The sequence below is a fragment of the Streptomyces sp. NPDC025638 genome (genome assembly GCF_055558775.1).
In genome coordinates, this window is sequence record NZ_JBVHLX010000001.1 from 776,382 (window position 1) to 793,699 (window position 17,318).

Annotated in this window: 17 protein-coding genes; 6 read left to right on the forward strand and 11 right to left on the reverse strand. The window is 70.2% G+C overall.

What is annotated here, in order from left to right; genetic code table 11:
• Positions 1-22: 22 nt before the first annotated feature.
• The 6 genes from mmsB to ACZ4EG_RS03410 all read right to left on the reverse strand — a co-directional run bounded on the left by mmsB (position 23) and on the right by ACZ4EG_RS03410 (position 7,284).
• On the reverse strand, positions 23-1,267 hold the full coding sequence (gene mmsB, locus ACZ4EG_RS03385; protein WP_467789355.1) for a multiple monosaccharide ABC transporter permease: 1,245 nt from the start codon (positions 1,265-1,267) through the stop codon (positions 23-25).
• Positions 1,264-2,814, reverse strand: a complete 1,551-nt coding sequence (gene mmsA, locus ACZ4EG_RS03390) for a multiple monosaccharide ABC transporter ATP-binding protein (protein ID WP_467789356.1) — start codon at positions 2,812-2,814, stop codon at positions 1,264-1,266. The genes mmsB and mmsA overlap by 4 nt, the downstream gene beginning before the upstream one ends.
• Positions 2,815-2,859: 45 nt before the next feature.
• On the reverse strand, positions 2,860-3,966 hold the full coding sequence (chvE, locus tag ACZ4EG_RS03395; RefSeq protein ID WP_453552172.1) for a multiple monosaccharide ABC transporter substrate-binding protein: 1,107 nt from the start codon (positions 3,964-3,966) through the stop codon (positions 2,860-2,862).
• Between the two features lie 74 nt (positions 3,967-4,040).
• Entirely contained in the window at positions 4,041-5,009 is a 969-nt protein-coding gene (locus tag ACZ4EG_RS03400) for a hypothetical protein (protein WP_467789357.1), read from the reverse strand.
• A 113-nt stretch (positions 5,010-5,122) separates the two neighbouring features.
• Positions 5,123-6,127 (reverse strand): zinc-dependent alcohol dehydrogenase, encoded by a 1,005-nt coding sequence (locus tag ACZ4EG_RS03405; protein ID WP_467789358.1) that lies wholly within the window; start codon positions 6,125-6,127, stop codon positions 5,123-5,125.
• Positions 6,124-7,284, reverse strand: coding sequence for a mandelate racemase/muconate lactonizing enzyme family protein (locus tag ACZ4EG_RS03410; RefSeq protein ID WP_453552178.1), 1,161 nt, complete (start codon positions 7,282-7,284; stop codon positions 6,124-6,126). Before ACZ4EG_RS03410 ends, ACZ4EG_RS03405 begins: the two co-directional genes overlap by 4 nt.
• 201 nt (positions 7,285-7,485) lie before the next feature.
• On the opposite strand from ACZ4EG_RS03410, the gene ACZ4EG_RS03415 reads away from it, so the two are divergent.
• Positions 7,486-8,310 (forward strand): SCO2400 family protein, encoded by an 825-nt coding sequence (locus ACZ4EG_RS03415; RefSeq protein WP_467789359.1) that lies wholly within the window; start codon positions 7,486-7,488, stop codon positions 8,308-8,310.
• A gap of 746 nt (positions 8,311-9,056) precedes the next feature.
• Here ACZ4EG_RS03415 and ACZ4EG_RS03420 read toward each other — a convergent pair.
• Positions 9,057-9,920 (reverse strand): hypothetical protein, encoded by an 864-nt coding sequence (locus tag ACZ4EG_RS03420; protein WP_467789360.1) that lies wholly within the window; start codon positions 9,918-9,920, stop codon positions 9,057-9,059.
• A 198-nt stretch (positions 9,921-10,118) separates the two neighbouring features.
• Here ACZ4EG_RS03420 and ACZ4EG_RS03425 point away from each other — a divergent pair, with 198 nt between their 5' ends.
• Positions 10,119-11,276 (forward strand): serine hydrolase domain-containing protein, encoded by a 1,158-nt coding sequence (locus ACZ4EG_RS03425; RefSeq protein WP_467789361.1) that lies wholly within the window; start codon positions 10,119-10,121, stop codon positions 11,274-11,276.
• A 41-nt stretch (positions 11,277-11,317) separates the two neighbouring features.
• Here ACZ4EG_RS03425 and ACZ4EG_RS03430 read toward each other — a convergent pair whose 3' ends face one another.
• Positions 11,318-11,737 carry an organic hydroperoxide resistance protein gene (locus tag ACZ4EG_RS03430; protein ID WP_467789362.1) on the reverse strand — a complete coding sequence of 140 codons (420 nt, stop codon included), beginning with the start codon at positions 11,735-11,737 and terminating at the stop codon, positions 11,318-11,320.
• Positions 11,738-11,834: 97 nt separating this feature from the next.
• On the reverse strand, positions 11,835-12,833 hold the full coding sequence (locus tag ACZ4EG_RS03435) for an NADP-dependent oxidoreductase (RefSeq protein ID WP_467789363.1): 999 nt from the start codon (positions 12,831-12,833) through the stop codon (positions 11,835-11,837).
• Between the two features lie 89 nt (positions 12,834-12,922).
• Between ACZ4EG_RS03435 and ACZ4EG_RS03440 the strand changes: the two genes are divergently transcribed.
• Together ACZ4EG_RS03440 and ACZ4EG_RS03445 are read left to right on the forward strand one after the other, a co-directional pair.
• Entirely contained in the window at positions 12,923-13,360 is a 438-nt protein-coding gene (locus tag ACZ4EG_RS03440) for a MarR family winged helix-turn-helix transcriptional regulator (protein WP_363301237.1), read from the forward strand.
• Positions 13,361-13,374: 14 nt separating this feature from the next.
• A complete protein-coding gene (locus ACZ4EG_RS03445) occupies positions 13,375-14,178 on the forward strand; it encodes an EI24 domain-containing protein (RefSeq protein WP_467789364.1) in 804 nt (267 codons plus the stop codon).
• On the opposite strand, the gene ACZ4EG_RS03450 is transcribed toward ACZ4EG_RS03445, so the two are convergent.
• Both ACZ4EG_RS03450 and ACZ4EG_RS03455 read right to left on the reverse strand, forming a co-directional pair.
• Positions 14,168-15,451: a pyroglutamyl-peptidase I gene (locus ACZ4EG_RS03450; protein WP_467789365.1), complete on the reverse strand. Its 1,284-nt coding sequence runs from the start codon at positions 15,449-15,451 to the stop codon at positions 14,168-14,170. The genes ACZ4EG_RS03445 and ACZ4EG_RS03450 overlap by 11 nt on opposite strands.
• Before the next feature lie 74 nt (positions 15,452-15,525).
• Positions 15,526-16,488 (reverse strand): LysR family transcriptional regulator, encoded by a 963-nt coding sequence (locus ACZ4EG_RS03455; protein WP_467789366.1) that lies wholly within the window; start codon positions 16,486-16,488, stop codon positions 15,526-15,528.
• Positions 16,489-16,537: 49 nt separating this feature from the next.
• Between ACZ4EG_RS03455 and ACZ4EG_RS03460 the strand changes: the two genes are divergently transcribed.
• Both ACZ4EG_RS03460 and ACZ4EG_RS03465 read left to right on the forward strand, forming a co-directional pair.
• Complete coding sequence (locus ACZ4EG_RS03460) at positions 16,538-16,942, forward strand: RidA family protein (protein ID WP_467789367.1); 405 nt, start codon at positions 16,538-16,540, stop codon at positions 16,940-16,942.
• Positions 16,939-17,277 carry a YrdB family protein gene (locus tag ACZ4EG_RS03465; RefSeq protein WP_453552196.1) on the forward strand — a complete coding sequence of 113 codons (339 nt, stop codon included), beginning with the start codon at positions 16,939-16,941 and terminating at the stop codon, positions 17,275-17,277. Before ACZ4EG_RS03460 ends, ACZ4EG_RS03465 begins: the two co-directional genes overlap by 4 nt.
• The last annotated feature ends 41 nt before the right edge of the window (positions 17,278-17,318 follow it).

The window sequence follows — 17,318 nt, forward strand, 5'->3', positions numbered from 1 at the left end:
TTTCCGGCGGGGCCCGAGCTACTTACGAACCGGACTTGCGCTTGTTCCACACATCGAAGCCGACCGCCACCAGAAGGGCGAGGCCCTTGATGACCTGTTGCCAGTCGGTGCCGACGCTGAGGAGGTTCATGCCGTTGTTCAGCACGCCGAGGACGAGACCGCCGATGATGGCGCCGAGGACGGTGCCGACACCGCCGCTCATGGACGCGCCACCGATGAACGAGGAGGCGATCGCCTCCAGTTCGAAGTTGACGCCCGCCTTCGGCGAGGCCGCGTTCAGACGGGCGGCGACCACCAGACCCGCCAGGGCCGCGAGCACGCCCATGTTCAGGAAGACATAGAAGGTGACCTTCTTGTCCTTGACGCCGGACAGCTTGGCCGCCGGCAGGTTGCCGCCGATCGCGTAGATGTGGCGGCCGAAGACGGCGTTGCGCATGATGTAGCCGTAGCCGACCACCAGCGCACCGAGGATGATCAGCACGATCGGCGCGCCCTTGTAGCTGGCGAGCAGCATCGTCAGGGTGAGGATCGCGGCGACCAGGGCGACCAGCTTCAGCAGGAAGAGACGGCCGGGCAGCACCTCCAGCGCGAACTCCTGCTGACGGCCGCGGTCCCGCACCTCCTGCCACACCACGGCGCCGATCAGCACGAGGCCGAGGAGCAGCGTGAGGTTGTGGTAGTTGGTGTTCGGGCCGGCCTCGGGCAGGAAGCCGTTGCCCATCTTCTGCAGACCGTCGGGGAACGGGCCGAGGGTCTGGCCCTGGAGCAGGATCTCGGTCAGACCCCGGAAGAGCAGCATCCCGGCGAGGGTGACGATGAAGGACGGTATGCCGAGATACGCGATCAGGAACCCCTGGGCCGAGCCCGCGACCGCGCCCACCAGCAGACACAGCACCAGGGCGAGCGGCCAGGCCATGCCGTGCTGCACCGTCAGCACGGCCGCGAAGGCACCCACGAACGCGGTCAGTGAGCCGACCGACAGATCGATGTGGCCCGCGATGATCACCAGCATCATGCCGATCGCGAGGATCAGGATGTAGCTGTTCTGCAGCACCAGGTTGGAGACGTTGCGCGGCAGCAGCAGGTCCCCGTCGGTCCAGATCGCGAAGAGCACGACGATCAGGCCGAGGGCGATCAGCATGCCGTACTGCCGCATGTTGCGGCGCAGGCCGTCCAGCATCAGCCCGAGCAGACCCCCGCCCGTGGCCGGCCCGCTCTTGCTCGGCGGCGCGGGGGCCGGGCTCTTGGCGGTGACATCCGTGCTCATCGCGTTACCTCTTTGTCCTTCGTCATATGACGCATCAGCACTTCCTGCGTGGCCTCGGCCCGTGGCACCTCACCGGTCAGCCGTCCCGCGGCCATCGTGTAGATGCGGTCGCACATACCGAGCAGCTCGGGCAGCTCGGAGGAGATGAAGACGACCGCCTTGCCCTGGGCGGCCAGCTGATCGATGACCGTGTAGATCTCGTACTTGGCGCCCACGTCGATGCCGCGCGTGGGCTCGTCCAGGATCAGCACGTCCGGCCCTGCGAAGATCCACTTGCTCAGGACGACCTTCTGCTGGTTGCCGCCGGACAGCTTGCCCACCGGCTCGAAGACGGTCGGCGCCTTGATGTTCATGGACTTGCGGTAGCCCTCGGAGACCTGCCGCTCCTCGTGCTCGTCGACGATCCCCCGTCTGGCGACCTTGCCCAGCGCGGTCAGCGAGATGTTGCGGTTGATGGTGTCGATGAGGTTGAGGCCGTAGTGCTTGCGGTCCTCGGTGACGTACGCAATCCCGTGGTCCACCGCCTCGGCGACCGACTTCGTACGGATCTCCTTGCCGTCCTTGAGGACCGTGCCGCCCGCGTACCGGCCGTACGTCCGCCCGAAGACGCTCATCGCGAGCTCGGTGCGGCCGGCGCCCATCAGGCCCGCGATGCCGACGATCTCCCCGCGGCGCACCTGGATCGACACGTCGTCGACCACCTTGCGCTGCTGGTCGATCGGATGGTGCACGGTCCAGTTGCGGATCTCCAGCGCCGGGGCCGCGCCCTCCTCCGCCTCGTGCGGGGTGCGCTCGGGGAAGCGGTGGTCCAGGTCGCGGCCCACCATGCCGGCGATGATCCGCTCCTCGGTGGTCTCCGCGGCCTTGACGTCCAGCGTCTCGATGGACCTCCCGTCGCGGATGATCGTCACCGAGTCGGCGACCTTGCGGATCTCGTTGAGCTTGTGGGAGATGATGATCGAGGTGATGCCCTGGTTCTTCAGCTCCAGGATGAGGTCCAGGAGCTTGCCGCTGTCCTCGTCGTTCAGGGCCGCCGTCGGCTCGTCGAGGATGAGCAGCTTGACCGACTTCGACAGCGCCTTGGCGATCTCCACGAGCTGCTGCTTGCCGACGCCGATGTCGGCGACCCGGGTCTCCGGATGCTCGTCGAGACCGACCCGGCGCAGCAGTTCGGTGGCGTGCCTGAGGGTCTCGTTCCAGTTGATGAGCCCGCGCCTGGCGTGCTCGTTGCCGAGGAAGATGTTCTCCGCGACGGAGAGGTACGGCACCAGCGCCAGCTCCTGGTGGATGATGACGATGCCGTGGTGCTCGCTCGCCCGGATGTCCTTGAAGCGGCAGAGCTCTCCCTCGAAGAGGATCTCGCCCTCGTACGTGCCGTGCGGATGGACGCCGGAGAGCACCTTCATCAAGGTGGACTTCCCGGCGCCGTTCTCACCGCAGATGGCGTGGACCTCGCCCTGGCGGACGGTCAGCGTGACGTCCGAGAGCGCTTTGACACCGGGAAAGGTCTTGACGATCGAGCGCATTTCCAGGACGGGTCCCGCCATGGTCGTGCCTTCCAATCAGTGTTGTCGGGGTCGGGTGCGTCCGGACTACTTGAGCTCGGCGTCGGTGTAGTAGCCGCCCTTGACCAGCACGTCCTCGTAGTTGGTCTTGTCGACGCTGACCGGCTGGAGCAGGTAGGAGGGCACGACCTTGGTGCCGTTGTCATAGGTCTTGGTGTCGTTGACCTCGGGCTTCTTGCCCTTGAGGGTGTCGTCGACCATGGTCGCGGCGACATCGGCGAGCTTGCGGGTGTCCTTGTAGACGGTCTGCGTCTGCTCACCGGCGATGATCGACTTCACCGAGGCCAGCTCGGCGTCCTGGCCGGTGATGACCGGCAGCGGCTTGCTCTTGGAGCCGTAGCCGTCGGACTTCAGCGAGGACAGGATGCCGATGGAGATGCCGTCGTACGGGGAGAGGACCGCGTCGACCCGCTGGCTCTTGTAGGACGAGGTCAGGATGTCGTCCATGCGCTTCTGGGCGGTGGCGCCGTCCCAGCGCAGGGTGGTGACCTTGGTGAGCTCGGTCTGGCCGGAGCGGACGACCAGCTTCTTGCTGTCGATGTACGGCTTCAGGACGCTCATCGCGCCGTTGAAGAAGTACTTGGTGTTGTTGTCGTCGTTGGAGCCGGCGAACAGCTCGATGTTGAAGGGGCCCTTGCCGCTCTTCAGGCCCAGCTTGTCGACGATGTAGTTGGCCTGGAGCTCGCCGACCTTGCTGTTGTCGAAGGAGGCGTAGTAGTCGACGTTCTTGGTGCCGAGGATCAGCCGGTCGTAGGCGATGACCGGGATGTTGGCGTCCGCGGCCTCCTGGAGCACGTTGTTCAGGGACTTGTTGTCGATCGCCGCGACGATCAGGCCCTTGACGCCCTGGGTGATGAGGTTCTCGATCTGCGAGACCTGCTGGTCGGGGTCGTCCTCGCCGAAGACCAGCTTGGTCTTGTAGCCCTTGGACTCCAGGTTCTTGACGACGTTCTTGCCGTCGGATATCCAGCGCTCGGAGGACTTGGTCGGCATCGCGATGCCGATGGTGGCCCCCTTGACGCTGCCGCCCTTGTCCTTGCTGCCGCCCTCGCTGTTCTGGCCGCAGGCGGACAGGGTGAGGGCGAGGGAGGCGGCCGAGGCCATGACGGCGAGGGCGGTTCTGCGGTTGCGCATGTGATCAGTCCTTGTTCTTCTCGACGTGGAGAGTCGGTGCGGGCGGGATTGCGGGCGGTGCCCCCGGCGGCCGTTCAGGCGCCGGTGGGAAAGCGGTTGAGCGGTCCGGGCAACCGGGAGCCGAGCGGCGCCATGTCGCCGTCCGCGCCGTGCCGGGCGAGCAGGTCCAGGGCGAGGCGGCCGCGCCGCACCCGCTCCCGGGCGGTGTCCAGGGTCACGTCCCGCAGATGGGTGCCCCACGGGTAGATGCCGGGAGCCTTGGACAGGCCGAACTTCAGATAGAGCGGTGCGCCGCGCCGGATCAGCTCGGCGACCTCGTACATCCGGATGTATCCGCCGAGGTCGTCGGGGGCCTCGATGTACATGTCCATGGGGGCGGCGGACACCCGGCGGATCTCGGTCAGATGATCGAGCGTCAGATCGCTGGGCACATTGAGGGAGTCGGCGCCGAGGCGCTCGTACACCGCGTACGACGCCGGGTTGACGGGTCCGATCAGTGCCGAGACCTTGAGCGTGGTGTCGGCCGGGATGATGCCGCTCTCGCGTGCCCGGTGCAGGGTCCACAGCACGCCCTCGTCGGCGACCAGCAGGCACTCGACGCCCAACTCGGTTGCCCGGACGGCGTCTTCGACGCATCCGGCGACCGCGTCGTGGCCCCGGGCGCGCAGGCCGCCGCCGCGTGAGTCGGTGCGCACCGAGCCGCCGATGTCCCAGGTGCCGCGCGGGCCGGTGAACAGGCAGAGTTCTATGTCGCGTTCGTCGGTGGCCTCGACCATCTCGGTGATCTCGGCGTCGGTGAGCATCCACACGCCGCTGCCCTGGCTGATCCGGTGGATCGGCACGTCGAGCCGGGAGGACTCCTTGAGGACGACCGCCAGCGCCTCGGGACCCTCGCACGAGGGGATCTCGGTGCGCCAGCGGCCGCCGCCCGGGAAGGTGTGCGCGGAGGTGTCGGCGGGGTCGAGGGCGGGCGCGCCCAGGCCCAGGGTGGTGAGCGCCTGCTCACCGGGCCGGCGGGCTGCCGTGGCGGATGCGTCGGTCACAAGCTGTCCTTCGTGTTCGATATTTCGGACAAGGTTCGCGGCTCTGGGTATGAAAAAGGCTTGGTGGTACGCCGGTCACGGCGCCGTCAGGTAACGCCGTGACCGGCGTACGGCTAGGGGCGGAGCAGCACCTTGCCGACCTTCGGATCGCCGGCTCCCACCAGCTCGATGGCCTGCGAGAACTCGGTCAGCGGCAGCTCGTGCGTGACCAGGGGCAGCGGGTCGAGCAACCCGGCGCCGAACACCCGTACCGCGTGCGCCCAGGCGTCCGGCGGCGCCCCGAAGACGGTGTGCACCTCCAGCTGCCGTACGACCAGATCGGTCGGGTCGAGACCCTCGGCACCCGGTGCCGGGATGCCCGTCAGGACCAGGCGTCCGCCGCGCCTGAGCAGGGAGGCGGCGGTGCGCGCGGCGGACGCGGACCCGGCGGTCTCGATGACGACGTCGAAGTCGTCCGGGAGCTCCTGGTCCTTCGTACGGAAGTCACTGGCCCCGAACCGCCTGGACAGCGCCTGCCGGTCGTTGCGGGTGCCCACGACCAGCAGCTCCGACGGCGAGACGGCCTTCAGGAACTGCACCGCGAACATCCCCAGCGTCCCGGTGCCGACCACCGCGACCCGCTCGCCCGGCTTGGCGTTCCCCTTGAGCGCGGCGGCCGCGATACAGGCGGCCGGCTCCAGGAGGGCGGCGGCGGTGAGGTCCGCCTCGTCCGGCAGGACGTGCAGCAGCCGGGCCGGGAGGGTGAGCGTGGTGGCCATGGCGCCCGGCTGGGTGAAGCCGGTCTCCTCGTACCCCGCGGTGCACAGGGTGGTCTCGCCCGCGTGGCAGCGGTCGCACACCTGGCAGTTGCGGAAGCCCTCGCCGACCACCTTGCGGCCGACCAGGGAGTCCGGCACCCCGGCACCCACCGACCACACCGTGCCGGACCACTCGTGTCCGGGCGTCAGCGGGTAACGGACGTACCCCTCGGGCCGGTTGCCCTGGTACACCTCGCGGTCGCTGCCGCAGATGCCGACGGCGTGCACGGCGACCAGCGCCTCGCCCGGACCCGGATCGCGCGGTTCGTGCGGGACGACGCGGTGCTCGCCCGGCGCTTCGACGACGACGGCGGTGTTCACTTCTGGACGCCCTTCGGCTTGCGCTGCTCCCAGCCGTCGGCCCACAGGTCGAACCGGGCCTGCTGCTGGGGGAACTCGGCGGCCGCGTCCGCGTCGAACTCGACGCCGAGACCGGGCGCGTCGGACAGCTGGAAGTACCCGTCGACGACCTCCGGGGCGCCCCTGACGACCTTCTTGATCTCCGCGTCGGCGAAGTCGTTGAAGTGCTCCAGGATCTTGAAGTTCGGGGAGGTGAACCCGACCTGGAGGGAGGCCGCGGTGAGCACGGAGCCGCCCACGTTGTGGGGGGCGACGAGCATGTAGTGGGTCTCGGCGGTGGCGGCCAGCTTCCGGGTCTCCCAGATGCCGCCGATGTGGCCGACGTCCGGCTGGATGATGTCGACGGCCTGGCTCTCGAAGAGCTCACGGAACTCGATCCGGTCGTGGATCCGCTCACCGGTCGCGACCGGCAGGTCCACCTTGGCGGCCACCTTCTCCAGCGCCTTGAGGTTCTCCGGCGGCACCGGCTCCTCCAGCCAGGCGGGCTTGAACGGGGCCAGCTCCCTGGCCAGCCGGACCGCGGTGGCGGGGGAGAAGCGGCCGTGCATCTCCAGCATCAGCTCGGCGTCCGGGCCGATGGCGTCGCGCACCGCCTCGATGAGGGAGACGGAGTAGAGGGTCTGCGCGTGGTCGAGCTCGAAGTGCCCGGTGCCGAACGGGTCGATCTTGAGGGCCTTGTAGCCGCGGGCCATGACCTCCTGGGCGGCCTTGTGGTAGGCCTCCGGGGACCGCTCCGTCGTGTACCAGCCGTTGGCGTACGCCTTGACCTTGTCGGTCACCTTGCCGCCGAGCAGCTGCCAGACCGGGACACCCAGCGCCTTGCCCTTGATGTCCCAGCAGGCCATCTCCACGACCGCGATGCCGGACATCACGATTTCACCCGCCCGGCCGAAGTCGCCGTACTTCATACGGCGCACGAGGTCCTCGACAGCGAACGGGTCCGAACCGAGAATGTGGTTGGCCTCGGCCTCCCGCAGATAGCCGATCAGCGCGTCGGTGTGACCGAGCATCCGGGTCTCGCCGACTCCCGTGATCCCTTCGTCGGTGTGCACCTGTACGTAGGTCAGGTTGCGCCACGGCGTCCCCACCACGTGTGTGCTGATTCCGGTGATGCGCACGGCAGTTGCCTCTCAGCTGTTCGAGATTTCGTCACACGTTCGAAATGCTGGCGTGACAGTAAGGACGGGGCGGCGGGGGTGTCAATGGGGCGAACAGGTAACGGTTTCGACAAGGCTTTCGAGAGCTTTTTCGATCTCCCACAGAACCTTCACAGTGGTGCCTAGGAACGTGACCGGTGCGGAACTTAGTCTTCCGGCGTCATGGACTACTGCCACCCGTGCCGACGGCACCTCAACGGCGCCCTTGCCTGCCCGGGGTGCGGCACACCCGTCGAAAAGCTACGCGCGTATCAGCAGGAAACGGACGCGCTCCCTCAGGATCCGTACGAGTACAAGGACGAGTCCCCGTACGACGGTTACGACGACGAGGGCGACGACGGCGACGGTGACGGTGACGGTGACGGTGGCAGCGATGAGAACGAGCAGCGGGGACGCGCGGCCCGGCGCCGCGAGCAGAGCCGTGGCCGAGGCCGCGGACGGGCGCGCGGAGGCGCCGCCGAGGGCCCGGCCGGCGCCGACGCGAGCCGTCGCGACCGCAAGGCCGCGGCCCACCGCCGACGGCGGCGCCGCACGATTCTGATCACCGCGGGGTTCGTTCTGGCGGCGGGTGGCCTGAGCCTTGCCGAACTGGGCATCGACGCCCCGTTCTCCAGCCCGAAACCGGCCACGGCCGGAGGCGAGACGACGGACGGCGGCTCCTCGTCCGCGAAGGCCGGCAAGACCGCCAAGCCCCTGGACGACGCGTCCGGCGGCTCGTCGGGAGCGGGCACCTCCCCGACCACCTCCGCCTCCCCGTCGGCCTCGAAGTCCGACAAGGACACCGCATCCAAGTCCCCGACCGGCAAGGCGACGGACAAGTCCGACGACTCGTCGGCCACCGGCTCGGGCACGACGACATCCCGCCCGACCGCCACGACCACGGCCCAGCCGGCCCCCGCCCCGACCACGGCCCAGCCGACCTCAGCCCCGACCACCCCCCCAGCCCCGACCCAGACATGCAAGCGGTTCTTGTGGTGGTGCACGTGAGGTAGCCGGGGGACCGCCATGGGCACGGGGGCGCACGGTCGGCGACCACTCCGCCCGCGATCTTGACGGTGTGTGCTCCGAGCGCGGGCTGCTGCCGCGGGCGAGCGGGCTTCGGCGCCGCTGGGCATGGCGATCGTGTGGTCGGTGACCACTCCGCCGGGGTCCCGACGACGCCTGCTCCGACCACTGGCCGATCGGCCACCACTGCCACGGACAAGCGGCCTCCGGCGCCGTCGGCCAGGGCGATCCGGGTGGTCGGTGACCACTCCGCCGCGGTCCTGACGATGTGTGCTTCCAGCGCGGGCCGGTTGGCCGCTGCTGCCGCAGGCGAGCGGGGTTCGGCGCCGCTGGGTATGGCGTTCGTGTGGTCGGTGACCACTCCGCCGGGGTCCTGTCGGCGTCTGCTTCGAGTGCGGGTCGGTCGGCTGCTGCTGCCGCGGGCGAGCGGGGTTCGGCGTCGTCGGGTAGGGCGATCGTGTGGTCGGTGACCACTCCGCCGCGGACCCGACGACGCCTGCTTCGACCGCCGGTCGGTCGGGCGCTGCTGCCGCAGGCGAGCGGGCTTCGGCACCGCCGGGCCCGGCGACCGCCCGGGTCGACGACCACCTGAGCCGCGGCTCCGACGACACCCGCCCCAGCCGCGGCTGACGACACCCGTCCCGAGCGCGGCCCCGGCGACATCCGCCCCGACCGCAGATCCCTCGGCGTTGCCCGCGGTGTTCCGTTCTGCGAATCGAGCGGAGCGACTACGCAGGGGTGACCGCCACGACCACCCCCCGGTCCGCCGCCGGGTTCGCCGCCGCCGAGACCCGTACCGCTGCCGCGCGGGCCACGCGGCCCGTGTGGGTTGCCGTTGACAGGAGGAGGGGCTGGAGGTGTTCCAGGGCGGCGACCAACAGTTCCTCGCCCGCTATCAGCAGCGGGCTGGCCGCCTTCGTCGTTGCCGCTGCCGCCTCGGTCAGGTCGGCCAGGGGTGGCAGCGTGGCGCGGACGACGCTCACGCCCGCCTTGGCCGCCCGCTCCGCCAGGGCCACCTGGAGGGGCATCAGGGGAGCCACCGCCCCGGTGAGGGCGTCCGCGATGCGGCGCAGTTCGGGGGAGGAGTCCCGCAGGACCTCGGCCGCCGCACGGAGCACCGGGGTGAGGGCCAGGAGCACCCCCGCCCCCAGGCCCGCCGCCGCGGGCAGCAGCGGGGACATCCCCTCGGCCAGCTCTCCGACCGCCGCGGCCACCTCCTCCACGGCCGGCTCCACCGCGTCCAGCACCGGCAGCAGGCTGTCGCCGAGGGCGGCGAGCAGGGCCTGGGCCGGTTCGCTCACCGGATGCACCGCCAGCGGCGCGCCGCTCGTACCCAGCCGGGTCAGCGTGTCGACGATCCGGTAGAACGCCTCCTGCGCCTGCGGTGACGCACTCGCCTCCGCCAGCTCCGCCGTGGTCTGCCGTAACACCCGCAACAGCTCGGTGCCCGAACCGTCCCGTGGTTCCAGGGTGTTGATCGTGATTCTGGTGATGTTCCCGGCCATGTCCAGGAGTTGGCCGGTGATGTCGGTGGTGCTGCGTGCCATGCGCAGCATGTCGTCCTTGCTGGGGAGTGAAGGAATCGTCGCCATGGGCCCCCGCCTCTCCTCGGCCCGCGTCTTGCGTGCACCCGACCCCAGCATGCCCCGTGCGCCCCCTGCGCCATCGGCCATCCGGGGCATCGGTGACACCGAGACCCCCTTGTTGCTGTTGAGTCGAACAGGTACGTCTCGCCGTACCGAACTCTGCACGGTGGGAGCAGTGAGCAGCGGCTCGGTTGAGGAGAGCGGATGACACAGGAGATCACCGTCCACGGCACGGTCGCCGATGGCTTCGAGCAGGTGCGCGAGGAGTTCGCCGCGTTCGTCGCCGGTGAACGAGCAGACTACGAAGGTCAGTTGTGCGCGTACGTCAACGGGCGGAGGGTCGTCGACCTGTGGGCGGGGCGGGATGCCGACGGGGACTCCCTCTACGGCGTGTTCTCCTCCACCAAGGGCGCTGCCCATCTCGTGGTGGCGATGCTCGTGCAGGACGGCACACTGGAACTGGACCGCAAAGTCACCTACTACTGGCCGGAGTTCGCGGCGGAGGGCAAGGGCTCACTGACCCTGCGCGACCTGCTGGCGCACCGGGCGGGCCTGGTCGGCACCGACTCCGGCTTCACACCGGCGGAGCTGGCCGACGACCGCGCGATCGCCGAACGCCTCGCCGACCAGCGGCCGTTCTGGCGGCCCGGCACGGCCTTCGGCCACCACGCCCTGGTCATCGGCGCGCTCACCGGCGAGGTCGTACGGCGCGCCACCGGCCGTACGATCCAGGAGCTGCACGAGGAGCGGGTCCGCGCCCCCTACGGCCTGGACTTCTACCTGGGCCTGCCCGCCTCCCGCGAGCCGCGCTTCCGCACCGCCCAGCCGATGCTGCCGACCGCCGAGCAGCAGTCCCTGCTCGACGCGCAGCCGAGCGGACCGCACACCCTCACGTCCATCGCGTTCAACGGCCACGCTCCCGAGTCGACCGACCTGGAGTCCCTCCCCAACGATCGCCTGATCCGCGCCAAGGGCCCGGCATCGGTCGGCGGGGTCGCCTCGGCACGCGGGCTCGCCGGGCTGTACGCGGCGATGATCAGCGAGGTCGACGGGAAGGCACCGCTGCTGAAACCGGACACGGTGGCGGAGTTCGGCCAGTTCCACTCCGTCGGCTACGACCTGGTGGCGCGGGCGCACAAATCGTTCGGCCTCGGCTTCCAGGCGACCGCCGACACCTGGCACCCGTTCCTGGGCGCCGGCGCGATCGGCCACAGTGGCGCGGCGGGCTCCCAGTCCTTCGCCGACCCCCGCACCGGCCTGGCCTACGGCTACACCCGCCGCCGCTTCGCCTTCCCGGGCGGCGCGGCCCCGGAGAACGACCACCTGGCAAGGGCGGTACACAGAGCGGCACTCGACATCTGACGGAGGTCCGCAGGGCCGAGCACGGTCACGTTCCCGCCGGACTAGGCGAGCGTGACCGTGATGTTCCCCCGTGTGGCCTTCGAATACGGGCACACCTGGTGAGCCTTCTCGACCAGGCTCCGCGCCGTGTCCGCATCGAGGTTCGGGATCACCGCCGATATCTCGACGATGATCCCGAAGCCGTCGTCGTTCCTGCCGATGCCGACCCTGGCGGTGACCGTCGAACCGGAGACGTCGGCGCCCTCCTGGCGGGCGACGACACCGAGGGCGCCCTGGAAGCAGGAGCTGTAGCCGGCGGCGAACAGCTGCTCCGGGTTGGTGCCCGCGCCGCTGCCGCCCATCTCCTTGGGCGGGTTCACGACCACGTCGAGCCTGCCGTCGTCGGTGGCGACCCGCCCGTCGCGGCCGTTCTCGGCGGTGGCGACGGCGGTGTACAGGACGTCGGACTGCTGAATGGGCATGCGGTTGTCTCTCTCCTCGGTCCATGGCGACTCGCGCCCACGATCCCCATGGATTTCGGAAAGAAGTTACCGCATGCCGAAAACGGCTGGGAAGGCCCTACAGCTTGACGATCATCTTCCCGGTGTTGTCGCCGCGCAGGACCCCGAGGAACGCCTCCAGGTTGTTCTCGATGCCCTCGACGACGGTCTCGCGGTACTTCAGCTGCCCCGACGCCACCCACGGGCCGACCTCGGCCACGAACTGCGGCTGCAGGTCGTAGTGGTCGCCGACCAGGAAGCCCTCGATGCGGCCACGGGTCTGGATGAGCCGGGCGAGGTTCCTCGGGCCGGGGGCCGGCTCGGTGTTGTTGTAGACGGAGATCATTCCGCAGACGGCGATCCGGCCGTCCTGGTTCAGCGACCCGATGGCCGCCTCCAGATGGTCGCCGCCGACGTTGTCGAAGTAGACGTCGATGCCGTCCGGAGCGGCCTCGCGCAGCTGCTCGGCCACCGGGCCGTTCTTGTAGTTGAAGGCGGCGTCGAAGCCGTACTCCTCCACCAGCAGCTTGACCTTCTCGTCGGACCCGGCGGAGCCGATGACCCGCGAGGCGCCCTTGAGCTTGGCGATCTGGCCGACCTGGCTGCCCACGGCACCCGCGGCGCCGGAGACGAAGACGCTGTCGCCCTCCTTGAAGGACGCGGTGCGCAGCAGACCGGCGTAGGCGGTGAGGCCGGTCATGCCGAGGACGCCGAGATACGTCGACAGGGGCGCGGCCGCGGGGTCGACCTTGACGGCGTTCTTCGCGTCCATGGCCGCGTACTCGCGCCAGCCGAAGAAGTGCAGGACGTGGTCGCCGACCGAGATCCCCTCGGCGTTGGAGGCCACGACCTCGCCGACCGCGCCGCCCTGCATGACCTTGCCCAGCTCGAAGGGGGCCGCGTACGACTTGGCGGCACTCATCCGGCCGCGCATGTACGGGTCGACCGAGAGGTACTTGTTCCGTACCAGCACCTGGCCCTCGCCCGGCGTCGGGACCTCCGTCTCGACCAGGGCGAAGTCCTCGGGCTTCGGCCAGCCGACGGGACGGCTGAGGAGGTGCCATTCGCGGTTGATCATGACGGTGCCTTTCGGATTTGTTTCAGAACCTGAAACAACCATGCGCCTGAATATTTCATGATGTCAAGTAACCGGGTACTCTTGAGGGCATGTCCACCCCACAGAAGACCTACCGCCCCGACCGGCTGACCATGGAGGTCGTCGAGCTGATCGGGGACGTCGTGGCCCGGTTCTACGCGGACTACGAGGAAGCGGCGGGTGAGCACGCGCTGACCGGGGCGCAGGCCCGCCTGCTCAGCCTCCTTTCCCTGGAGCCGCTGCCGATGCGCAAGCTCGCGCAGAAGCTGAAGTGCGAGCCGTCGAACGTGACCGGGATCGTGGACCGTCTGGAGTCCCGCGGCCTGGTCGAGCGGCGTCCCGACCCGGCCGATCGCCGGGTGAAGCTTGCCGCCGCCACGGACGAGGGCCGGCAGGTCGCCCAGGACCTGCGCGACGGCCTGCGCTTCGCCCGCGAGCCCCTGGCCGGACTCTCCGACGAGGAGCGGCAGTCCCTGCGGGACCTGCTGCGGCGCATGCTGGACGGATAGGTAAAGTTTTCGCCATGCGCGATCTCGGGGCGGGGTTCGGTTATCTCCTGAAGGGCCATCGCTGGGTGGCCCGGCACGGCAAGCAGTACGGCTTCGGCCTGGTGCCCGGCCTGATCACCCTGGTCCTCTACGCGGCGGCGCTCGTCGCGCTGGCCGTCTGGGGCGAGGACGTCGTCGGCTGGGCCACGCCCTTCGCCGACGACTGGTCGAGCCCCTGGCAGGGGCTGTTCCGGGGCTTCCTCACGGCGGTGCTCTTCGCCCTGGGCCTCCTGATGGCCGTCCTCGCCTTCACCGCGATCACCCTGCTGATCGGCCAGCCCTTCTACGAGAACCTCTCCGAGAAGGTCGACCGGGACGTGTCGCCCGACGGCACGGCACCCGAGTCGGGTCTCCCCCTGTGGCGCGAACTGTGGATCTCGGCCCGCGACAGCCTCCGCGTCCTGATCCGCGCCGCCGTCTGGGGCGTGCTGCTGTTCGCCCTCGGATTCCTGCCGTTCGTCGGCCAGACGGCCGTACCGGTGCTCGGGTTCTTCGTCACCGGCTTCTTCCTCACCGAGGAACTCGCCGCCGTGGCCCTGCAGCGCCGGGGCGTCGAGCTGCGCGCCCGCCTCACCCTGCTCCGCTCCCGCAAGACCCTGGTCTGGGGCTTCGGCACCCCCCTCGGCCTGGCCTTCCTGGTCCCGTTCGTCGCGGTCTTCCTGATGCCGGGCGCGGTCGCCGGGGCGACGCTGCTGGCACGGGACCTGCTGGGCGAGGAGACCGACGAGGACGCGGACCAGGACACGGACGACACCGAGGGGGAGCAGGTCACCTCCTGAACGCGGCGTCCGCCGCCACGGTCACGATCGACCGCACCTGGTCGATGATGTCGAGCCGGTTCCGCACGAACTCCGGGTCCGTGACCGTGCCGGACGCCGGATCCGTGTTTCCGGAACCGAACTGGAGCACGGGGGTGTGGACATGGCCGCCGGGCAGGGTGTCGTGCAGGCCCAGACGGTCCCTCAACAGCGTCGCGCGGTAGGCGATCTCGTTGGAGAGGTAGTCGCCACCGCCGCCGGCCCGGGCCACCGAGCCGGGAGTCGGGCCGTCGGCCCGTACGACGGGACTGGTGCCGCCCGCCGGGATCTCGGTCACCTCCGTGTGGTCGTACACGGGGAAGCGCCCGGTGCGCGCGGCCACGATCGCCGCGTAGGGCAGCGTCGTGGTCGTCCACTGCGGCTGCGAGGCCGGGTCGGCGACCGGGACCGTCTCCGTCCGGCCGACGTTGTCGTTGTCGGGGAAGCCGCCCCGCCAGGCCCCGTTGGTGCGCTCGATGTCGAAGCGCCCGACCCGGCCCTGGCTCACGGTCGTGAAGAGGTCGACCTTCGGCAGGTACGGCCGCAGCGTCCGCTCCACCGCCCCTCCCCCAGAGCCGAAAGCCTGGGAGGTGCCGCCAGTGAAGTCCTGCCAGCGCACCGGGAACACGGCCGTCTCCACGCGCGCCGGACCGTCCGCCGTCTCGATCACCGTGCCGTCGAGCGCGAGCGCGGTGGCCCCGGACGGGTTGGAGATACGGACGTCCCGGTCGAGGGTGAACGGGTCGAAGCCGGTGACCAGAATCCGCCGGACGCCCTTGCCGTGCGGATAGCGGATGTCGGTCTGACCGCGTGAGGTCCGCTCCAACTCCGAGAGCAACGCCGACCGTTGTGCCTCCGACAGCCCGAACCCCGGCTCCCACGTGCGCACTTCCCGGGTCATCCCCAGCCGGGCCCAGTACAGCGGCCGGTCGTCGTCCCGGCTGAGGTCACCGCCCGTGGGCCCCCGCCCCTGCGCCCGCTCGACCGCCCGCCGCCACAGCGCCGATCCCTCCCGTACGACGAGGCGCCGGGCCTGGGCGTAGGAGTGAGCGGAATCGAGGGCGCGGGCCAGCTCCGGGGCCACGGTGTCGAATCCCGAGCGCCGCAGGATCTCCTGGGGCACGGCCCGGTCGAGCCGCTGTTCCTCGACGGTCGGCGCCGGGGCCGTGCCGGCGGACGCCGTCGTCGTGGGGGCCGCCAGCCCCGCCGTCAGGGCCAGTCCGAGGACGCCGATGCGAACACGTAAAGAATTCAAAGGAGTTCGAGTCCTTCCATCGCTGTACGGGCGCTTGGTGCGGGACGGCGGAAGTATCGCGTGACGGGTGTGGTCTACGCCATGGTGCCCGGGAGGCCCGGGATGCCTGGGATTTTCGCCGCCGCCTCCCGCAGGGCCGTGAGGAACGCCTCCGTGGCCGGCGTCGGCGTCCGCCCCCGTACCGTCGCCGCGTACACCGCCCGCGCGGGGGCGCCCTCGTCGAGGACGGGCAACAGGGCCACGTCCGGCCGTACGGAGGCGGCGGCCAGCGCCGGGACCAGGGCGACGCCCAGACCCGCGGCGACATACCCCTGCTTGGCCGTCCACTCGGCGACGACATGCGCCACGCGCGGCCGGAAGCCCTGTCGCAGGGCCGCGTCCAGCAGGGTGCCCTCGGGGCGGGGGCCGCCGGATATCCAGTCGGCGTCGGCGAGCAGGCCCAGCCGCACCGGCGCGTCCTCGCGAGCCAGCGGATGGCCGGCCGGGACGGCGACGTACAGCGACTCGTCGAGGAGATGGTGGAGTTCGTACGCCTCCAGCGGCGCCCGGCCGGTCGTGGAGACCACGGCCGCCTCCAGGTGCCCGTCCGCCAGCCGGTCCAGCAGCCCCGGCGTCAGCCCCTCCTCGCGGGTGACCCGGACACCGGGGTGCCGGGCCCGGAAGGCGGCGAGGGCATGCGGCACCAGCGCCGCGTCGGCGGAGGGGAAGGCGCCGAACCGCAGCCGTCCGGCAGCCCCTTCGCGCAGCGCGGCCAGCTCGCGCCCGGCGCCGTACAGCGCCCCGGCCACGGTCTCGGCGTACGGCACCAGGATCCGCCCGGCCTCCGTCAGCCGCACCCCGCGCGGCAGCCGGTCGAAGAGCGGACCGCCGCCCAGCGCCGCTTCCAGCGAGGAGATCTGCCGGGACACCGCGGACTGCGTCCAGCCGAGCGTCCGCGCGGCCGTGGTGAACGAGCCGTGCCGGGCGACCGCCAGGAACACCCGCAGCCAGACGGTGGAGAGGTCCGGATCGTGATGCGCATTCGGCATGCCGGCCATGCTAGACACTCGCTTGTCGCATCACAGGGACACACCTAGCGTCGACGGCATGCAGATCACCCTGGGCAGTCCCGCCTCCGCACCCCAGCCCCTCAACGCCTACTACTCCCAGGTCGCCCGAGTCGAACACGCCGACGGCAGCGCCCTGTTGTTCCTCTCCGGGCAGATCGCCGAGGGCACGACCCTCGCCGAGCAGACCCGGGGGGTCTTCGAGACGATCGAGGCCCTGCTGAAGGCGCACGGCGCGACCCTGGCGGACGTCATCAACATCCGCACGTATCTGACGGACATCTCCCGGCTCGACGAATACGGAGCCGTACGAAGGGAGTTCCTCACCGGGACCGCGCCCACGAGCATGACCTTCGAGGTGCCCCGGCTGTTCCGCCCGGAGGCCCTGGTCGAGATCGAAATCGTGGCGGCGGTGCCCGGGGGCAGGTCATACTGCCGCGCATGAAGACAGCGAAGGCCGTGAACCTGGGCGTCCTGTTCCTGATAGAACTCGGCGCCCTCGCGGCCGCCGCCCACTGGGGCTTCACCCTGGACACGGCCACCCCCGTGCGGTGGCTGCTCGGACTCGCCGCGCCCGCCGTACTCGTCGTGCTCTGGGCGCTGTTCGGCTCGCAGAAGGCGTCGTACAAGACGCGCGGAGCGGTCCGTGTCGGCTTCGAACTGCTGTGGTTCGGGGCCGGGGTGCTCGCGCTGTTCGCCGCCGGGGCGGTGGGCTGGGGGATCGCCTTCGCGCTGGTCTGCGCGGTCAGCAAGGCGCTGGCGGTCGTCTGGCGGCAGTGACCCGGTGATGGACACGATGGGAGGTACCCAGCGGACTTCGA